The sequence below is a fragment of the Pseudomonas sp. 3-2 genome, from assembly GCF_019710535.1.
Classification (GTDB): domain Bacteria; phylum Pseudomonadota; class Gammaproteobacteria; order Pseudomonadales; family Pseudomonadaceae; genus Aquipseudomonas; species Aquipseudomonas pharyngis.
On the sequence record NZ_CP081200.1, the window covers coordinates 957,598 to 976,551 of the forward strand.

The window sequence follows — 18,954 nt, forward strand, 5'->3', positions numbered from 1 at the left end:
GCGGTTTTACAGGATGTTGAATGGAACGGTGGTCACCAGACGGAACTCGTTGATGCTGCCGTCAGCCTGGTTTTCGCTGGCGCGGTGCGCGGTGTAGGTCGCACGAACGGTGGTGGCTTTCAGAGGACCGCTCTGTACCGCATAAGCGGCACCGATGCCGTATTCATAGTGGTGCTCGCCGTCCATCGACTGCACGCCATCGTAGCCGCCACCCTTGTAGTGAGTGCCGTCGATGCCCCAGCCGCGGGCCTGGTAGATGTTGAACTTCAGGCCTGGCACGCCGTATTCGGCCATGTTCAGACCGTAGGCCACCTGGAAGGATTTCTCGTTCGGGCCGTTGAAGTCCGACAGCAGGGAGTTGGCCAGGTAGATACCGTTGGTTTCGTGCAGGTAGTCGAAGTACTCGTTACCGTTCACTTCCTGGTAGGAGAAGGTCAGGGTATGCGCCTGGTGGGTCAGACCGAACGACAGGGAGTAGGTGTCGTTGTCGATTTCACCGAGTTTCTTCTTACCTTCGTCCACGGTCTTGTAGTAGTTCAGACCGGTGGTCAGGGCCAGAACCGAGCTGTCCCCCAGTACGTGGGTGGCGCCGAAGTAGTACTGGTTCCACAGGTCTTCGGCCTGGGTGCCCCACAGGCTGGTGGTCAGGCTGGCGAACGGCTGGTACGAGATACCGCCGGTGTGAACGTGGTCGGCTTCGGCATCGATCGCGCCGTATTCGGAGCGGAATTTGCTCAGGCTTTCTTCGGTACGCGGCGACACGCGGTCGAACGAGGCCAAGTCAAAGGACAGGTTGTTCAGTTCTTCGCTGTGGATCGCGAGACCTTCGAAGCTCGATGGCAGCGGACGGTTGCCGATCACATCGACCTGCGGGCTGCTGAAGTTCATGCGACCGGCGGTCAGGGTGGTGTTGGAGATCCGCGCCTTGACGTTGGCCAGGCCGACTTTGCTCCACTGGCCCTGGGCTTCGCCGCCTTCACGGGTCAGGGTACGGTTGTTGCCCGCGCCTGGACGGGTGCCCGGTGCGCCGCCGTTGTTGGCCGCCAGGTTCTCGCGGTCACGCTCCAGCGCGATGGCGTTGTACGCCGCCACTTCGGTGCTGAAACCGACGGTGCCTTCGGTGAAGCCCGAGTTGTACTTGACGATGGTGCCCTGCACCCAGTTGATACGGCGGTCGGTCGGGGTGGCCACACCATCCTTGCGATAGGTGAACTTGCCGCCGCGTTTCAGTTGTTCGTTCGCGTACCAGTTTCGGGTCGTGCCGCTGATTGTGGAGCCTTCGAGAAAGCCGGTGGCTTCAGCCTGGGCGCTCTTCTCGTTGACGGTCACCGGGGTGAACGCCTGGCTTTGGGTTTCCGCATAAGCCGTGGCGGTGATGCTGCTGATGGCCAGGGCCAGTATCGCGGTATTGCTCAGTTTCATGGGTGAAGCTCCTTTACTTTCTTTTTATGCCGGCTTTTTTGGGTTGGCCGGTTATTGGTTTAGAACTCATTCACACATCGCAAACGTTTGCAAAAGGCCTGATTGGCGAATTTCGGCAAAGCGCTTGCGTGAGGGGGTAGACGGCCCCCTCAGCATTGCGGCTAATCGGTTTTTTGTTTAATCGATGCTGACACCCGAAAACACGTTGCGACCGAACGGGCTCACCTTGAACCCTTCGACCTTGGCGCTCAGCGGCTGGTTGACCGTTGAGTGGGCGACAGGCGTGATCGGCACTTGCTGCTTGAGCAGTTGCTGGGCCTGTTTATAGAGCACGGTGCGCTGGTCACGGTCGGTGACGACCTTGGCCTGTTTGATCAGCTTGTCGTAAGCCGGATCGCACCACATGGAGTAGTTGTTGCCGCCGATGGCATCGCAGCTGTACAGCGTGCCGAGCCAGTTGTCCGGATCCCCGTTGTCACCGGTCCAGCCGATCAGGCTCACGTCGTGCTCGCCATTCTTGGTGCGCTTGATGTACTCGCCCCATTCGTAGCTGACGATCTTCACTTTCAGACCGATCTTGGCCCAGTCGGCCTGGAGCATTTCGGCCATCAGTTTGGCGTTCGGGTTGTACGGCCGTTGTACCGGCATCGCCCACAGGGTGATCTCGGTGCCTTCCTTGACGCCGGCAGCCTTGAGCAGCTCTTTGGCTTTTTCCGGGTTGTAGGCGGCGTCCTTGATCGTGTCGTCGTAAGACCATTGGGTCGGCGGCATGGCATTGACGGCCAGTTGGCCGGCGCCTTGATAAACAGCGTTGAGAATCCCCTGTTTATTCACCGCCATGTCCAGCGCCTGACGCACTTCGAGCTGGTCGAATGGCTTGTGGCGCACGTTGTAGGCGATATAGCCGAGGTTGAAGCCCGGCTTCTCGATCAATTGCAGTTTCGGGTCGTTCTTCAGTGCCGGCACATCGGCCGGACGCGGGTGCAGGGTGACCTGACATTCACCGGCCTTGAGCTTCTGCACACGTACCGAGGCGTCAGTATTGATCGCGAAAATCAGGTTCTTCAGCTTCACCCGGCTCGGATCCCAGTAGTGCGGGTTGCCGGTGTAGCGAATGTTCGAGTCTTTCTGGTAGCTCTTGAACACGAACGGGCCAGTGCCGATCGGCTTCTGGTTGATGTCGCTCGGCTTGCCTTCGGCCAGCAGCTTGTCGGCGTATTCGGCAGACAGAATGGCCGCGAAGCTCATGGCGATGTTCTGGATGAACGCGGCGTCGACGCTGTTGAGCGTGAACTGCACGGTCAGCGGCCCGGTCTTCTCGACCTTGGCGATGTTCTTGTTGAGGCTCATCCCGTTGAAATACGGGAACTCGGTCGGATAAGCCTTACGGAAAGGCTGTTGCGGATCGAGCATGCGGTTAAACGTGAACAGCACGTCGTCGGCGTTGAAATCGCGTGTAGGTTTGAAGTACGGCGTTGTATGAAATTTCACACCTTCACGCAGGTGAAAGGTGTACTTGAGACCATCCTCGGAAATATCCCAGCTGGTTGCGAGGCCCGGTACTACACCGGTCGCACCTTTTTCGAACTCGGCCAGGCGGTTGTACAGCGGTTCGGCGGCGTCGTTATCGGTCGCCGTCGTGTACTGCGCGGTATCGAAACCGGCCGGGCTGCCTTCGGAGCAGAACACCAGACTGTCGCTGGCGGCGAAACTGGCGGACGTGGCGGCCAACAGGCCGGCGCCCAGCAATGCGGAAAAAACCAAGGTATGGCGCATGACGCTCCCTCTTTTTTAGTGTTTTTCAATGCGCCGCGATCCCGTCCAGGGACGTTGTAGCTGCATTGAGCTCAAACCGAAACGAACAGCAAAACCGAAAGCCCACGCAGTCACTGGTCAGAACCCGACGGTAGGGGCCGTGGGTCTGGCAGTAAATGCGCTGAGTCCTAAAGACTCGTAGGAAAAGGCGACACGTCCTAAACCATCCCGGTCAGACGGGCTGGAAAGGGCTGTAGGCAAATTCCTTACTTCTCGGCAAAAAAAACAGCGGCGACGCTGAAAACGTCGCCGCTGCCTCTTTTATTTGCTGACGCTGACGCCGTAGAAGGAGTTCAAGCCGAATGGGCTGATCTTGAAGTCCTGCACGTTGGCGCGCATGGGTTGATACACCGTCGAGTGAGCGATAGGTGTCATAGGGACTGCATCTTTGAGGACGTGCTGCGCCTCTTTGTAGAGTTCGGTGCGCTTGGCCTGGTCAGTGGTGCGCTTGGCTTCTTTCACGAGGCCGTCGAATTTCTTGTCGCACCATTTGGAGAAGTTGTTGCCACTCAGGGAGTCGCAACCAAACAACACGTTGAGCCAGTTGTCCGGATCACCATTGTCACCGCTCCAGCCAATCAGCATGCCCTGGTTCTCGCCACCCTTGGAGCGCTTGATGTACTCGCCCCACTCGTAGCTCTGAATCTTCACGTTCAGACCGATTTTCTTCCAGTCGGACTGGAGCATTTCGGCCATCAGCTTGGCGTTCGGGTTGTACGGACGCTGAACCGGCATCGCCCACAGGACGATCTCGGTACCTTCCTTGACGCCGGCTTCCTTGAGCAGCTGCTTGGCTTTCTCAGGATCGTACTTGGCGTCCTTGATGGTGGTGTCGTAGGACCACTGGGTCGGTGGCATGGCGTTGACGGCCAGTTGTCCAGCGCCCTGGTAAACCGAATCGATGATCTGTGGCTTGTTGACCGACATGTCCAGCGCCTGGCGAACGCGCAGGTCGGCCAGCGGGTTAGGCTCGTTGCTGCCCTTGACCTTGTCCATCACGTTGTAGGCGATGTAGCCCAGGTTGAAGCCGGCCTGGTCAGGCATCTTCAGCGCAGGATCGGCTTTCAGTGCCGCGAGGTCGGCCGGACGCGGGAACAGGGTGACCTGGCACTCGTTCTTCTTCAGCTTCTGGATACGTACCGACGGGTCGGTGGTGATGGCGAAGATCAGGTTGTCGATCTTCACGTCTTCAGGCTTCCAGTATTCCTTGTTGCCGGTATAGCGGATGTTGGAGTCTTTCTGGTAGCTCTTGAACACGAAGGGACCAGTGCCGATCGGCTTCTGGTTGATGTCGGCAGCCTTGCCTTCTTTCAGCAGCTGGGCTGCGTACTCGGCGGACTGGATCGACGCGAAGCTCATGGCCATGTTCTGGATGAACGCGGCGTCGACTTCTTTCAGAGTGAACTTGACGGTGTGGTCGTCGACTTTATCGATCTTGGTGATGTTGGTGTCCATCCCCATGTCGGTGAAGTACGGGAATTCGGTCGGGTACGCCTTACGGAACGGGTCATCCTTGTTAATCATGCGATTGAAGGTGAACAGCACGTCGTCGGCGTTGAACTCACGAGTCGGCTTGAAATACGGGGTGGTGTGGAACTTGACGCCTTCACGCAGGTGGAAGGTGTAAGTCAGGCCGTCATCCGAGATGTCCCACTTGGTCGCCAGACCAGGAATCACGGCGGTGCCGCCACGCTCGAACTGGGTCAGACGGTTGAACATGGTTTCGGCTGAGGCGTCGAAGTCGGTTCCGGTGGTGTATTGGCCTGGATCGAAACCGGCCGGGCTGCCTTCGGAGCAGAACACCAGGTTAGTCGCAGCGGTGGCGAAAGGTGCGGAGGCTAACAAGCCTGCGCCGACTAAAAACGGAATGACCGCGTGTTTAAGCATGTTGGCCTCATGATTTGTTGTCATTTTTTAGTAGTGAGGTACGACCTCGTGAGTCGTGCCTGCGGATACTTATGCAGGGCCCATACCCAATGCAAGATCCAGAGCGCTCGGCGGCGTCAAAGCGTGGCACGAACGTACCTTAATGTCGCATCCGTATAACTTCTGACGCATTTGACCGTTTGCGGGCGGTTTTTACGGTGCAAATCGAGCCCCAAAACGGTGCATTGGTCACGCTGTGCGCGCCGGATTGGGGCCGGGTGTTACTTATTTATACCCACGCCATAGAAGGGGGTTAGACCGAACGGACTGATCTTGAAGTCGCTGACTTCCTTGCGCAGTGGCTGGAACACCGTGGAGTTGGCGATCGGCGTGATCGGCACCTGCTGTTTCAGGATCAGTTGCGCCTGTTGATACAGTTTTACCCGTTGTGATTTATCGGTGGACACCTTGGCCTGTTGCACCAGCTTGTCGTAGGCCGGATCGCACCATTTGGCGTAGTTGCTGCCCTTCACCGCCGCGCAGCTGTAAAGCACGCCCAGCCAGTTGTCCGGGTCGCCGTTGTCACCGGTCCAGCCGTAGATCATCGCGTCATGTTCGCCATTCTTGGCGCGCTTGATGTACTCGCCCCATTCATAGCTGACGATGTTGGCCTTGATACCGATCTTCTCCCAATCCTGCTGGATCATCTGTGCCGACATCCGCGCATTCGGGTTCGAGGCGCGCTGCACGGTCATGGCCCAGAGGTTGATGGTTGTACCCGGTGCAACCCCGGCTTCCTTGAGTAGCGCTTTGGCTTTCACAGGGTCGTGCGGCGCGTCTTTTATGTTCGGATCGAACGACCATTGCGCTGGCGGCAAGGCGTTTTGCGCCAACTGCCCTGCACTCTGGTAAACCGCCTTGATGATCGCCGGTTTGTCGATGGCCATATCCAGTGCCTGGCGCACTTTGAGCTGATCCAGCGGTGGGTGAGTGGTGTTGTAGGCGAGGAAGCCGAGGTTGAAACCGGGCTGCTTCAACACCCGCAGGTTCGGGTCTTTTTCCATCACTTCGATGTCGGCGGGGCGCGGGTAGCCGCTGACCTGGCATTCGCCGGTCTTGAGCTTTTGCAGGCGGACGGCGGCGTCCGGGGTGATCGAGAACACCAGGTTGTCGAGCTTCACGTCCTCGGGTTTCCAGTAGTCCTGGTTCGCGGCGTAGCGGATCTGCGCGTCCTTCTGGTAGCGCTTGAACACGAACGGGCCGGTGCCGACCGGTTTCTGGTTGAGGTCTGCTGCTTTGCCTTCCTTCAGCAATTGGGCGGCGTATTCGGCCGATTGCACCGAGGCGAAGCTCATGGCGAGGTTTTGCACGAACGCGGCGTCGACGTTGTTCAGGTTGAAGCGCACGGTGTTGTCGTCGAGCTTTTCCACGGATTTGATCGTGGTGTTCAGGCCCATGTCGGTGAAGTACGGGGACTCGGCGGGGTAGGCCTTGCGAAAGGCGTTGTCCGGGTCGAGCAGGCGCTGGAAGGTGAACAGGACGTCGTCAGCGTTGAAGGTCCGGGTCGGGGTGAAGTAGTCGGTGGTGTGGAATTTTACGTTTTGGCGCAGGTGGAAGGTGTACTGGAGGCCGTCCGGGCTTACGTCCCATTTGGTCGCCAGACCGGGTTCGATTTCGGTGCCGCCGCGTTTGAATTGGGTGAGGCGGTTGAAGACGGTTTCGGCGGAGGCGTCGAAGTCGGTGCCGCTGGTGTATTGGCTGGGGTCGAAGCCTGCGGGGCTGGCTTCGGAGCAGTAGACCAGGGTTGTTGCTGCGTTGGCGATTGGGGTTATGGCGGTCAGGGCCAGGGTTATTAGAAGTGGTTTGAAGGTGAATCGATCCATGGAGTCCCCGGGTGCACTGGAGGTAGTTGTGGGGAGGAGGGTAGCCGGGGTTTCGGTGGGCGCGGAAATATCGTTTTTCTAGGTGAGGTGTCTATCTCGGTATATCTGGGGAGGTCGTGAACATATCCGTTTCTTCGGGTGCTGCGGCTTATGGTTCCGCCCTGACGGCGGGTCACTTTTTACAAACGCCTAAAAAGTAACCAAAAACGCTTTGCTCCTGCGTTCGGCCCCTCGCTGGGGCTCGGGGTTCCTTCGTTCCGGGATTCATCCGGGGGCATCGCCTACGGTTTGCTTCGCTGCACCTCCTCTCGATGTGTTTGGCTTCGCCAAACGGTCGCTGCGCTCCCACCCCCGGATAAATCCCTCCACTCAGCCTTCCGACGTCGTCCGAAGATCAAAAGCGGTACTCGAGCTAACGCTCATCGTGTTGAGTGGTGGAAGCCAAAGCCAAAGCCAAAGCCAAAGCCAAAGCCAAAGCCAAAGCCAAAGCCAAAGCCAAAGCCAAAGCCAAAGCCGGAGCGGAGTTGTTTGCGTTTTAAAACCTCGAGTTCACCTCGGTATCTCACGTCTGCGTATTCCATTTAAACAACGCGGTCAGTCCCCTCTCCCTCCGGGAGAGGGCTAGGGTGAGGGCAGCTTTTGAAGCTGTTTAAATCTCAACAACAACCCAGGATCCTTCCCACAAGGTTTTCAGGTTGTCCGTCGGAAGCACGATCCCTAGTCTTTGGTTGTCGCAGAAAACTCTGTGATTGGGTGTGAGAACCCTGGCAAGTGAGTGTTATTAAAACGTCAGTCCGACCATAATTGCCGCCAGCTTTTGCTGCCTGTAATTGATTTATGGCGGCTGTGTGCGGGCAGACTTTGGTCTGGCCGGAATCTCCTTGCCCGGTTTCTCACCCCGCACATAGCTGCCACCTCTTCGCCGCGTGAGAACGGCATTGGGTGGCTTCAAGTCAGCAAGGAGTTAATCAATGAACAAGGTTGTCCCCGACCCACCCCTCGAATCAACCACGCCCCTCGAAGAAGCCATGCGCGCCGAAGACCTCGCCCGCAACCGCGAAGCCATCAAACGCGCTCTCGACTATTACCTGTGCCCCAATCCTTCCAAACCGCGCCCGAGCACGATGTACATGGTCACGCCCAACGTCGACACCGAAAGCCTGCTGGCCAACGCCTGCGAGTCCCTGGCCTCGGCCAGTACCATCGCCAGCAATTTCGCCAATGAGCTCAGCGGTTCGCAGCGCAGTACGGCGCTCGGGATCCAGCAGATCATCATGCTGGCCGAGCTCGCAGTGAACCGCGCGCTGGACCGGGTTGATCCGCAAACCTGACGACCGCGTCATCGTTCATCGCGGGCAAGCCCGCTACCACAGGGTCGTGCGCGATTTCAATAAATCCACAGAACTGGTGGGAGCTGGCTTGCCAGCGATGACGGCAGAGCTGACAACACAAATCCCGGGCACAAAAAAACCGGCGATCATCACTGATCGCCGGTTTTTCATTCAGCTGTCATTCAATCACTGCATCAACACTTCAATCGAGCCATCAGCGGTCAGGCTGACCTGGCTAGTGCCGGCTTCGACTTCAGGCGTGACGGGTGCCGAATCCATGCCCGCGGCTTTCATCATCATCGGGGCGCGCATGTAGGGTTGCGGGAAGCCGTTGCTGTTGAGGTTCAGGTTGACGATTTTGTAACCCTTGCCGCCCAGGGCGTCGGTGGCCAGTTGGGCGCGGGCCTTGAAGGCGGTGACGGCTTCTTTCAGCAGTTTGTCTTCGCTGGCCTTGCGGGTCGGGTCGGCGATGGCGAAGTCCATGCCGCCCATTTTCAGGTCGGTCAGCAGCTCACCGGTGAGTTTGGACAGGGCGGCGAAGTCGGCGCTTTCCAGGCGCAGTTCGGCGCGTTCGCGCCAGCCGGTGATTTTCTGGCCCTTGGTGTCGTAGATCGGGTAGCTGTTGCGGCTGCCCTGGCGCAGGGTGATGTCTCTGACTTGCTTGGCCTGGGCCAGGGCCTTGTTCATGGTGGTGCTGACGTCGGCGGCGAGTTTGGCCGGGTCGGTGTTTTGCTCTTCGGTGTAGAGGGTCACGATCATCAGGTCGCGGGCCACTTCCTGGCTGACTTCGGCGCGCAGGGAAATCTGGTTGTAGTGCAGCTCATCGGCGGCCAGGGCCGGAAGGCTGGCGATGCTGCCGACGGTCAGGGCGAGAAGGGCGGCGCTGCGGCGAAATGTGTGCATGAAAGCTCCTTGATGAGGGCGCAGGTGATGGTTCGGGGGCCTGCGTGAAACCATCAGACTCTAGCTTTTATGATCCGGTTCGCCCAGTTACAACTTCTATACAGATGCGAGTGCACCCCGTCGGTCGGAAACGCGGGGTACCTGTTAGTTCTGACAGTAGACGGATTTCGCAGGCAGATTGAGCATGTTTGTGAGCCGTCATTGCACTCGGCTGCAAACACGACAACTGCGAATAAGGAAATTGAAGATGAATGCACAAGAACGAGCGGATGCAGAAGCTCAAGGTTATTCAGTTTGGCTCCAGGAGCGAAGTCCAGGCAATTTTTCGTATTGGGTTTTCCTCAACAACAACGAGGTCGGCGGCCCATTTGGATCAGAGCCCGAAGGTTGGGATCACGTGAAGATGCTGCAGACAAAGGGGTCGTACGGAATGGGAAACTGACGAATCTCACAAGCCGGCTATCGAGAGCAGATAGCCGGCTTTTTTGTGCGTCAGGTCGCGGTGCGCAACGCCGGAGACCGCCCATAGCGAAGACGTCCTTATAGCCGCAGAAAATCTTTGCGCCATGTGGTCGTTTGCCGCACTTTCGCCTCTCGAGCTCGCGCCTTGGTTATACTCCGTGCGATCCGCCTGGAGCGCTCATCAGGAGAGCTCATGCTCGCCCCCGTACAATTGACTTCCGCCACTCGCCAGAACCTCTGGCGGCTGACTTTCATCCGCACCCTGGTGCTCGCCGCACAGGCCGGTTCCGTGGGCCTGGCTTACTGGCTGGATCTGTTGCCGTTGCCGTGGGTGCAACTGGTGATGACCCTCGGCTGTTCGATTCTGCTGTGTGTGTTCACCGCCGTGCGTTTGCGCACTTCGTGGCCGGTGACCGAGCTCGAATACGCGCTGCAACTGGCCTGCGATCTGGTTATCCACAGTGCCTTGCTGTATTTCTCCGGTGGCTCGACCAACCCGTTCGTTTCGTATTATCTGGTGCCGCTGACCATCGCTGCGGTGACGCTGCCGTGGCGTTATTCGGTAGTGCTGTCGGGCATTGCGTTGGCCTTGTACACCCTAATGCTGACGCACTTCTATCCGCTGGAAACCCTGCCGGTCGCGCGGGAAAACCTGCAGATCTACGGCATGTGGCTGAGCTTTGCCCTGGCGGCGGCAGTGATTACGTTCTTCGCCGCGCGCATGGCTGAAGAGCTGCGCCGCCAGGAAGAGTTGCGCGCGATCCGCCGTGAAGAAGGCCTGCGCGACCAGCAATTGCTGGCCGTTGCGACTCAGGCCGCCGGTGCCGCCCATGAACTGGGCACACCGCTGGCGACCATGAGTGTGTTGCTCAACGAAATGCAGCAGGATCATCACGACCCGATGCTTCAGGAAGACCTGAAGGTGTTGAAGGATCAGGTGAAGCTCTGCAAGGAGACTCTGCAACAACTGGTGCGTGCTGCCGAAGCCAATCGCCGGATGGCGGTGGAGATGCAGGACGTTACCGAGTGGCTTGACGAGGCGCTCAACCGCTGGCATCTGATGCGCCCGGAAGCCAGTTATCGATTCCAGCGTCTGGGCCAGGGCCCGTTGCCGCGTGTGGCGCCGCCGCCGGATCTGACCCAGGCCTTGTTGAATCTGTTGAACAACGCCGCCGATGCCTGCCCGGAAAACCTTCAGGTGACCCTGGACTGGACCGCCGAAGACCTGACCATCAGCATCCGCGATCATGGCGCCGGTGTGCCGCTGGCCATCGCCGAGCAGATCGGCAAACCGTTTTTTACCACCAAGGGCAAAGGTTTCGGCCTGGGCCTGTTTTTGAGCAAGGCCAGCGTGACACGCGCCGGCGGCTCAGTGAAACTCTATAGTCATGAGGAAGGCGGCACGCTCACCGAGCTGCGCCTGCCCCACGGCGCCCGAGGAGAGCAACATGAGTGACGAAATCCAAGTCGAAGGCGAAGAACTGCCGCATTTGCTGCTGGTCGATGACGACGCGACCTTCACCCGGGTGATGGCCCGGGCCATGGCCCGTCGTGGTTTCCGCGTCAGCACCGCCGGTTCCGCCGAAGAAGGCCTGACCATCGCTCAGGCCGATCTGCCGGACTATGCCGCGCTGGACCTGAAAATGGACGGTGACTCCGGGCTGGTCCTGCTGCCGAAACTGCTGGAGCTGGACCCGGAAATGCGCGTGGTGATCCTCACCGGTTATTCGAGCATTGCCACTGCGGTCGAGGCGATCAAGCGCGGCGCCTGCAATTACCTGTGCAAACCGGCCGACGCCGACGATGTGCTGGCAGCGTTGCTGTCCGAGCACGCCGACCTCGACAGCCTGGTGCCGGAAAACCCGATGTCGGTGGATCGCCTGCAGTGGGAGCACATCCAGCGCGTGCTGACCGAGCACGAAGGCAACATTTCCGCCACTGCCCGCGCCTTGGGCATGCACCGCCGCACCCTGCAGCGCAAACTGCAGAAGCGTCCGGTTCGTCGCTGAACCTGCGCTGAACGACCATCGCCAGCCCTCGCGATAAAACGCACCGATCATCTATGATCGGTGCGTGTCTGTTCTTTTCTTTATCGAGCCTTTTCCATGAATCAGAACGCTGAATATTCCGCGGTCAACGATACTGTGCGCGGGCAGTTTTTTCGCAAGGTGTGGGCCATGATCACGCCTTACTGGCGCAGCGAAGAGAAGGGCAAGGCCTGGACGTTGCTGATCGCCGTGATTGCGCTGACGTTGTTCAGCGTGGCGATCTCGGTGTGGATCAACAGTTGGTACAAGGATTTCTATAACGCCCTGCAGAAGAAGGATGAGGCGGCGTTCTGGCAGTTGATCCTGTATTTCTGCGGCATTGCGGCGGTGGCGATTCTTGGCGCGGTGTATCGCCTGTACCTGACGCAGATGCTGACCATCCGCTGGCGTGCGTGGCTCACCGAGAACCATTTCAAGCGCTGGCTCGGGCACAAGAATTACTACCAGTTGGAGCAGGGCGGCTACACCGACAACCCTGACCAGCGGATTTCCGAAGATCTCAATACCTTCACCAGCAACACCTTGAGTCTGGCCCTGGGGTTGATCCGCACGGTGGTCAGCCTGGTGTCGTTTTCGATCATTCTGTGGGGCGTCTCCGGCAGCATCGAAGTGTTCGGCATCGAGATTCCCGGCTACATGTTCTGGTGTGCGCTGCTGTATGCGGCGGTCGGCAGCTGGCTGACGCACCTGATCGGTCGCCGCCTGATCGGCCTGAACAACCAACAACAACGTTTCGAAGCCGACCTGCGTTTCTCCATGGTGCGGGTACGTGAGAACGCCGAGAGCATTGCGCTGTACAACGGCGAACCGAACGAGAATCGTCGTCTGAGCAACCGCTTCGGGCTGGTCTGGCACAACTTCTGGGACATCATGCGGGTGTCCAAGCGCCTGACGTTCTTCACCTCGGGTTACGGCCAGATCGCAATCATCTTCCCGTTCATCGTCGCGGCCCCGCGTTACCTGACCGGCAAGATCGAGCTGGGTGAGCTGATGCAGATCAACTCGGCCTTCGGCAACGTGCAGGAGAACTTCAGCTGGTTCATCAACGCCTATGCGGACCTCGCCGCGTGGCGCGCCACGTGCGATCGTCTGCTGAGTTTCCGCCAGGCCATGACTGACAACGAAGAACGTGCACCGGCCATCGACGTGCAGAATCAGGGCGATGAGCTGAAGGTTCGTAACCTCGGCCTCGATCTGGCTGACGGTCGTCACCTGCTGACCAGCGCCGACATGACTGTGGAGCAGGGCGATCGGGTGATGCTCAGCGGTCGTTCCGGCAGTGGTAAATCCACGCTGCTGCGGGCGATGGGCCATTTGTGGCCGGCCGGGCACGGCAGCATTCGCCTGCCGGCTTCGCGTTATCTGTTCCTGCCGCAAAAGCCGTATCTACCAATTGGCACGCTACGCGATGCCTTGAGTTATCCACAACCGGGCGACACCTACGCGCCCGAGCGTTATGCACAGGTGTTGGAGACTTGCCGTTTGCCGCATCTTGTCGCGCGACTGGACGAGGCCAACCACTGGCAGCGCATGTTGTCGCCGGGTGAACAGCAACGTCTGGCCTTCGCCCGCGCGCTGCTTTACGCACCGCAATGGCTGTACATGGACGAAGCGACGTCGGCGATGGATGAAGAAGACGAAGCCACGCTGTATCAGGCGCTGATCGATCAGTTGCCCGGCCTGAGCATCGTCAGCGTCGGCCATCGCAGCAGCCTCAAGCGCTTCCATCCACGGCATGTGCGCATCGACAGTGGTCACCTGGTTGAGCAGAACGTGACCGCCTGATATGTCCAAACAAACCCTGTGAGGGCTGGCTTGCCGCCTCCCACAGGGTTTGTGTGGAAACGGAAAGTGATCGTACAACCCGCTTGAGCTATGATGCCCACAAGCCGAATTTTCGAGACAAGATGCAGACCATGGAAAACCTGATCGACACCCCGCGCCTCCCTCGCAAGCGCCGCAGCCTGGCCCAGGAACTGGTGATGGTGCTGACCGAGCAGATCCGCGACGGTCTGCTCAAGCGCGGCGACAAGTTGCCGACAGAGTCGGCGATCATGGAGGCCCATGGCGTCAGCCGCACCGTGGTGCGCGAGGCGATCTCCCGGCTACAGGCCGCAGGGCAGGTGGAAACCCGCCATGGCATCGGCACCTTCGTGCTCGATACGCCGAGCCCGAGCGGTTTCCGGATCGATCCGGCTACAGTGGTCACACTGCGTGACGTGCTGGCCATTCTCGAATTGCGTATCAGCCTCGAAGTCGAATCCGCCGGCCTTGCCGCGCAGCGTCGCAGCACCGAGCAACTCGCTGCGATGCGCGCGGCCCTTGATGCGCTGAATGACAGCGTGGCCCACGCCAGCGATGCAGTGGCGTCGGACTTCCAGTTCCATCTGCAAATCGCGCTGTCCACCGGCAACCGCTACTTCACCGACATCATGACCCACCTGGGCACCAGCATCATTCCGCGCACTCGCCTGAACTCGGCGCGACTGGCCCATGACGATCAGCAGCACTACATGAATCGCCTGAGTCGCGAGCACGAGGAAATCTACGACGCCATCGCCCGTCAGGATTCCGATGCCGCCCGCGCGGCCATGCGCCTGCATTTGACCAACAGCCGGGAAAGACTGCGCCAGGCTCATGAAGAGGCGCAGGCGCAGGAAGGCTGAGGGTTACGGTTTCACTTCGCTAGTGACGTAATCCACGCGTTCGATGGACTCATCGAAGTTGAGCAGGAATGTTTTCTCCTCGACTCTGTAGCGCTGCCCCGGGAGTGCTTCGAATTCAATGTTGTCCCCCCGATTGACGACAAGGTCGAACGTCGTTGCATCCTTTATCTCTATCGGGCTCTTTTGGATTCCGGCAGGAAAGTGGAATCGGTGAACAATGCTCATGGGATGACCCCTCATTGGTTCAGTGGCTATTGAATGTTTCAGGAGCGACTGCGCCCGGGCCACGAGGGACGCTGGCGCAGAGTTGACTTCGAGTGGCGTGATCAAGCGCCAACGGTGTCCACAATGCTGAGCACTAGCGGTACTGATAGATGGGATTGTCCAGCAATTGTGGCGGTGTACCAGATTTCTACGGATCCGTCCCTGAAACGATAGTCAAACATGTTCGTCGCGGTACTCCTTTGTTCGTCTCCCGAGGTTTGAGTTTCGAAATAAGTAGTCCAGACAATAGGTGGACTGAAACGGTCAATCTTCACCGATAGAGTTATGTTGACTCTCTGACCCGCGTCTTTGCCTGCGTAATCAAAGTTGAGCAGGAACGCTCCTTGCAAAATGGTCGTATCCAAAACGCCGTCAGGTGCTTGCGGTGCTTTGGGTGGTGCTAAGGGAACAACCTGTGAAACTTTTAGCGTCTTCATTCATGTTTCTCCTTGAATTGGAGTGCTGTGAGTGCAGTGCCAGTTAATGCGGTTACCGTTCGCCGTCTCCATCCCGTCAGGATTCGATGCCGCCGGTGCGGCCATGCGCCTGCACCTGACCAACAGCCGCGAACGGCTGCGTCAGGCGCACGAAGAGGCGCAGGCTCAGGGGTGATTGTTGCTTATCGTTCGAGTTGAACTGTCAGCAATGGGGATGACTCAGCATTACCGTTGAATCTGGTGACGGTGTAATGCAATTCGGCCTTGGCACCGGGAACAAGTTTTTTCTCAAAGACATCTTTGGGGATGGCGAAGATCACTGGCCTTCCCACCTCGGCTGCGGTCAGTACACGGATCTCTTGCCATTCGTTACCGGTCGAGGTCCTTACGTGCATGTTAATCACGTCGCCAACAACGGCCTGGGAGAAAGGCGCTACAACGCTGTGAGCGTCTCCCTTCAGTTTGCCAACGTGGAGCACACCATTCACGGCTTCTTCGAGATCCGGTGCCGCCAAGGCTTTGACTTGTGCAGTCATGATCAAACTCCTTTTCACATCCATTTGAACCCTGTTCAGAACGCAGCCATGTTGTTGCGCTGACGGAGCCGGTTCGTTAACTCCTCAGCGATTGAAGTCGGGAATGGATGTGCACGGTACCTGTTAGAAATAACAGTTTCGACGAACGGTCGATGCCTTCGGAAAGGTATGCCTGGTCTGCAGGAAAACGGCCGGCTCAGGTCTCTATATGTAGCGTCAACGGTTCGGAGGAAGGCTCCAGACTGGCCTCATCAGCAAACTTGTAGCGCAGTTCAACGGTGCTGTTCAGGTACTTTTCCAGTTCGAATCTCGGGATGCTCAGTTCGATCCCGGTCAGGCCAACCATGTCATCGAGTACGTCATCCCAGACGCCGGTCGGCTCCGACAAACCAAGCCATTCAGGCTCTTCCGGGTCATCACCGAGGATCGGGTACACATCCCAGTTCGGCGGTGTGTTCTGGCCATCGGGTACACGGACGATCAGGTCGTCATCCAGCGTCGATAACCGCAGGATGATCGAGTCGCTGGCGTGATCGGGGAATTGTGGAAGGTGTGCAGCGGCAAACGTCATGTTTCGCTCTCCTTGAAAGATCTGCCGCGATCCTTCGCGGCAGTCGTCGCACTTTACCCGGCGAATCGGTGAGGCGCGCCGGAGCAATCTTGTCCGGGCATTTCAGCTGTGGGGCAGAATCGAACGATCCACCCTGACCGCCAGTTTTCCCGGGCCGGGCTTGACGTCGAACGTCGCCTGGCCATGAGCATCCACCGACGCGCGGGCGATAGCCACGCCATCGCACAGCAATTGCAGCGGCGCACCTTTCAATGATTGGCCCGAGGCCAGTTCCAGTTTCAATTTGAGGGTCATCGAATCGCTCCTTAATTCGTGTTGCCGGTTGGGTGATAGTCCTTGAGCAGCAGGTAAGTGCTCCAGCCCCACCAGTCGTCGACGGTGGCGGTGTCGTTGAGGTTGTTGACGTCCTTGCGCCGCAGGACTTTGTTGCCCTCGACGCGGAACAGTGGCGAGAAGTTGTTGGCCGGATTCAGCACGGCTGTCAGATCCGGCAAACGTTGCAGCGCGTTGAAGGTGGTCGGCACGTTGCCGCTTGAATAAGCGGCATACACCTCGTCCGCCGAATCCTGTACGGCTTGATTCACCTGATTGCGGTTGTCGGCGTCCGTGGCATCGAAGTAGCGCTTGTCACCGAACGCCCGCCATTGCTCGCCATGGCCGTTGCGTACCTTGAGGCCGAACTTGCTGTCTTCGTCGTGCATGAAGCGGGTGATCAACGAGCCCAGGTCACTCGGCGTCACCGCGGCGGCCATGGCCTTGCGCGGCACTCGCAAATGTCCGGAGGAGAACAGGTCGGTGAGGTAGTGATCGGCAAAAGCGTTCATCGCGTAGGCCCGTTCCAGTTGCAGTTCGTCTTGGCTGGCGTGGGCGGCAGCGGCGTTTTGCAGGGCAACGGTGTGCCCGGCGATGTAGGCTTGTCGGGCCCATTCGCCGAAATGGTCGGCGTTGTTCGCCGCCAGTTTCAGATAGCGACCGAGCGGAAACAGCGCCGAGACGAAACTGCCGCCGCCGGTGATTTTGTTCCACTCTTCCGACAACGTATCTCCTAACACGTCGTAGGCCTCATGAGGCTGCTTGCCGTCCTTGATTGCCTGTTTAACCGCGTCGATCTCCTTTTGCATGATCGCGAGAATTTGCGTCGCTTCAACTTTAGAAGCGGACAGCGCTGCGAGGCTGTCGAAGGCTGCCGTGAAGCGCTGAAGGCGATCAGCCGGGGTCGATCCTTCATTGATCGGGCGGTCGACGATTCCATAGAAATCACCACCCAGTGCCAGCACCTGGCCGTAGGTCAGCGCCAACCCGTTCGGCAGATGCAGGGGCACGTTTTGCGCGAGTAGCGGCTCGGCATTTTCAACGAAGCGCAGTCGGGTGTTATCGCCGATAGCCGTGTGTTCCGCACCTTCGAAGCGCAGTTGCGGCTTGCCTTTCAAGGCTTGAGCGGGCAGGGCGGTCACGGGTTCGGCATCGCTGTGCGCGTCGGCGATGTGCAACAGCAAGTGCGGGTTTGCGGCATTGAAGGCGATGCCGCCGGGGGTAAACAAGTCATCAAAACGAGCGATGACCGGTGCAGGCTTTTCGGGGCATTTTGTTTGTAGACCGGACATTTCTTTCTCCTTGATATGTCTTCGGCAGGTTTATTTAACTGTACGTACATACAGTTAAAATCAGCCTAGTCGAGAAATTTCCTACGTCAAAAAGAAATCCTGTCCGACAAAAAATGCCCTCCAACGATGAAATGCAGTTGACGGTTATATTTTAAGTTGTACGATGACCTACAACTTCGGCGAAGGCTGAACGGTCCACTCACAAAAAAACGTTGCTACCAGGGTGTTCGAATAATGAATCCACAAGAACTGAAGTCCATCCTCTCCGCCGGCCTGCTCTCGTTCCCGGTGACCGATTTCAATGCCCAGGGCGATTTCAACCGCGCTGGCTACATCAAACGCCTGGAATGGCTGGCCCCGTACGGTGCTTCAGCCCTGTTCGCCGCCGGTGGCACCGGTGAATTCTTCTCCCTGGCTGCCAGCGAATACTCGGAAATCATCAAGACTGCCGTCGATACCTGCGCCAGCAGCGTGCCGATCCTCGCCGGTGTCGGTGGTTCGACCCGCCAGGCCATCGAATACGCTCAGGAAGCCGAGCGTCTGGGCGCCAAAGGTCTGTTGCTGCTGCCGCACTACCTGACCGAAGCCAGCCAGGACGGTGTCGCCGCCCACGTTGAAGCGGTGTGCAAATCGGTCAACATCGGTGTGGTGGTGTACAACCGCAACGTCTGCCGCCTGACCGCGCCGCTGCTGGAGCGTCTGGCCGAACGCTGCCCGAACCTGATCGGTTACAAGGACGGTCTGGGTGATATCGAGCTGATGGTGTCGATCCGTCGTCGTCTCGGCGATCGCTTCAGCTACCTCGGTGGTCTGCCGACCGCCGAAGTCTACGCTGCTGCCTACAAGGCCCTGGGCGTACCGGTCTACTCGTCGGCGGTGTTCAACTTCATCCCGAAAACCGCGATGGACTTCTACCACGCGATTGCCCGCGAAGATCACGCCACCGTCGGCAAGATCATCGACGACTTCTTCCTGCCGTACCTGGACATCCGCAACCGCAAGGCCGGTTACGCCGTGAGCATCGTCAAGGCAGGCGCCAAGATCGCCGGCTATGACGCAGGCCCGGTGCGGGCGCCGCTGACTGACCTGACCGGCGAAGAGTACGAAATGCTCGCTGCGCTGATCGACAAGCAAGGTGCGCAGTAA

Annotated in this window: 19 protein-coding genes and 1 pseudogene; 8 read left to right on the plus strand and 12 right to left on the minus strand. The window is 58.7% G+C overall.

All coding sequences use genetic code 11. The annotated features are described in order from the left end of the window. Nucleotides 1-6 precede the first annotated feature (6 nt). The 5 genes from K3819_RS04160 to K3819_RS29560 all read right to left on the minus strand — a co-directional run bounded on the left by K3819_RS04160 (nt 7) and on the right by K3819_RS29560 (nt 7,567). Nucleotides 7-1,422: an OprD family porin gene (locus K3819_RS04160; protein WP_064593356.1), complete on the minus strand. Its 1,416-nt coding sequence runs from the start codon at nt 1,420-1,422 to the stop codon at nt 7-9. Nucleotides 1,423-1,599: 177 nt separating this feature from the next. Then, complete coding sequence (locus tag K3819_RS04165) at nt 1,600-3,198, minus strand: ABC transporter substrate-binding protein (protein ID WP_074691859.1); 1,599 nt, start codon at nt 3,196-3,198, stop codon at nt 1,600-1,602. A 300-nt stretch (nt 3,199-3,498) separates the two neighbouring features. Further along, nucleotides 3,499-5,124 carry an ABC transporter substrate-binding protein gene (locus K3819_RS04170; RefSeq protein WP_064593358.1) on the minus strand — a complete coding sequence of 542 codons (1,626 nt, stop codon included), beginning with the start codon at nt 5,122-5,124 and terminating at the stop codon, nt 3,499-3,501. Between the two features lie 260 nt (nt 5,125-5,384). Continuing rightward, nucleotides 5,385-6,986, minus strand: coding sequence for an ABC transporter substrate-binding protein (locus K3819_RS04175; RefSeq protein ID WP_221398696.1), 1,602 nt, complete (start codon nt 6,984-6,986; stop codon nt 5,385-5,387). A 419-nt stretch (nt 6,987-7,405) separates the two neighbouring features. After that, complete coding sequence (locus K3819_RS29560) at nt 7,406-7,567, minus strand: hypothetical protein (protein ID WP_311736311.1); 162 nt, start codon at nt 7,565-7,567, stop codon at nt 7,406-7,408. Nucleotides 7,568-7,957: 390 nt separating this feature from the next. Between K3819_RS29560 and K3819_RS04185 the strand changes: the two genes are divergently transcribed. After that, nucleotides 7,958-8,317: a DUF6124 family protein gene (locus K3819_RS04185; protein ID WP_221398697.1), complete on the plus strand. Its 360-nt coding sequence runs from the start codon at nt 7,958-7,960 to the stop codon at nt 8,315-8,317. Between the two features lie 186 nt (nt 8,318-8,503). Here K3819_RS04185 and K3819_RS04190 read toward each other — a convergent pair whose 3' ends face one another. Then, nucleotides 8,504-9,220: an SIMPL domain-containing protein gene (locus K3819_RS04190; protein WP_221398698.1), complete on the minus strand. Its 717-nt coding sequence runs from the start codon at nt 9,218-9,220 to the stop codon at nt 8,504-8,506. A 247-nt stretch (nt 9,221-9,467) separates the two neighbouring features. Here K3819_RS04190 and K3819_RS04195 point away from each other — a divergent pair, with 247 nt between their 5' ends. The 5 genes from K3819_RS04195 (at nt 9,468) to K3819_RS04215 (ending at nt 14,396) form a co-directional block, all read left to right on the plus strand. Continuing rightward, complete coding sequence (locus K3819_RS04195; protein ID WP_221398699.1) at nt 9,468-9,662, plus strand: hypothetical protein; 195 nt, start codon at nt 9,468-9,470, stop codon at nt 9,660-9,662. Nucleotides 9,663-9,875: 213 nt separating this feature from the next. After that, on the plus strand, nt 9,876-11,138 hold the full coding sequence (locus K3819_RS04200; protein WP_011332442.1) for an ATP-binding protein: 1,263 nt from the start codon (nt 9,876-9,878) through the stop codon (nt 11,136-11,138). Further along, nucleotides 11,131-11,691, plus strand: a complete 561-nt coding sequence (locus K3819_RS04205; protein WP_003221630.1) for a response regulator transcription factor — start codon at nt 11,131-11,133, stop codon at nt 11,689-11,691. The genes K3819_RS04200 and K3819_RS04205 overlap by 8 nt, the downstream gene beginning before the upstream one ends. 96 nt (nt 11,692-11,787) lie before the next feature. Beyond that, nucleotides 11,788-13,515 (plus strand): ABC transporter ATP-binding protein/permease, encoded by a 1,728-nt coding sequence (locus tag K3819_RS04210; RefSeq protein WP_221398700.1) that lies wholly within the window; start codon nt 11,788-11,790, stop codon nt 13,513-13,515. Between the two features lie 131 nt (nt 13,516-13,646). Then, nucleotides 13,647-14,396: a FadR/GntR family transcriptional regulator gene (locus tag K3819_RS04215; protein ID WP_221398701.1), complete on the plus strand. Its 750-nt coding sequence runs from the start codon at nt 13,647-13,649 to the stop codon at nt 14,394-14,396. A 3-nt stretch (nt 14,397-14,399) separates the two neighbouring features. On the opposite strand, the gene K3819_RS04220 is transcribed toward K3819_RS04215, so the two are convergent. Both K3819_RS04220 and K3819_RS04225 read right to left on the minus strand, forming a co-directional pair. Then, nucleotides 14,400-14,621: a hypothetical protein gene (locus K3819_RS04220; RefSeq protein WP_221398702.1), complete on the minus strand. Its 222-nt coding sequence runs from the start codon at nt 14,619-14,621 to the stop codon at nt 14,400-14,402. A 101-nt stretch (nt 14,622-14,722) separates the two neighbouring features. Further along, nucleotides 14,723-15,097: a hypothetical protein gene (locus K3819_RS04225; RefSeq protein ID WP_221398703.1), complete on the minus strand. Its 375-nt coding sequence runs from the start codon at nt 15,095-15,097 to the stop codon at nt 14,723-14,725. Nucleotides 15,098-15,182: 85 nt separating this feature from the next. Here K3819_RS04225 and K3819_RS04230 point away from each other — a divergent pair. After that, nucleotides 15,183-15,272, plus strand: a pseudogene (locus tag K3819_RS04230) (GntR family transcriptional regulator); the annotation flags it as partial. Between the two features lie 7 nt (nt 15,273-15,279). On the opposite strand, the gene K3819_RS04235 reads toward K3819_RS04230, so the two are convergent. The 4 genes from K3819_RS04235 to K3819_RS04250 all read right to left on the minus strand — a co-directional run bounded on the left by K3819_RS04235 (nt 15,280) and on the right by K3819_RS04250 (nt 17,808). Next, entirely contained in the window at nt 15,280-15,633 is a 354-nt protein-coding gene (locus tag K3819_RS04235) for a hypothetical protein (protein WP_221398704.1), read from the minus strand. Between the two features lie 196 nt (nt 15,634-15,829). After that, complete coding sequence (locus K3819_RS04240; protein ID WP_085611323.1) at nt 15,830-16,204, minus strand: hypothetical protein; 375 nt, start codon at nt 16,202-16,204, stop codon at nt 15,830-15,832. 102 nt (nt 16,205-16,306) lie between these two features. Further along, on the minus strand, nt 16,307-16,498 hold the full coding sequence (locus K3819_RS04245) for a hypothetical protein (RefSeq protein WP_221398705.1): 192 nt from the start codon (nt 16,496-16,498) through the stop codon (nt 16,307-16,309). An 11-nt stretch (nt 16,499-16,509) separates the two neighbouring features. After that, nucleotides 16,510-17,808, minus strand: a complete 1,299-nt coding sequence (locus tag K3819_RS04250) for a phospholipase (RefSeq protein ID WP_221398706.1) — start codon at nt 17,806-17,808, stop codon at nt 16,510-16,512. 234 nt (nt 17,809-18,042) lie between these two features. Here K3819_RS04250 and kdgD point away from each other — a divergent pair, with 234 nt between their 5' ends. Further along, a complete protein-coding gene (gene kdgD / locus K3819_RS04255) occupies nt 18,043-18,954 on the plus strand; it encodes a 5-dehydro-4-deoxyglucarate dehydratase (RefSeq protein WP_011332448.1) in 912 nt (303 codons plus the stop codon).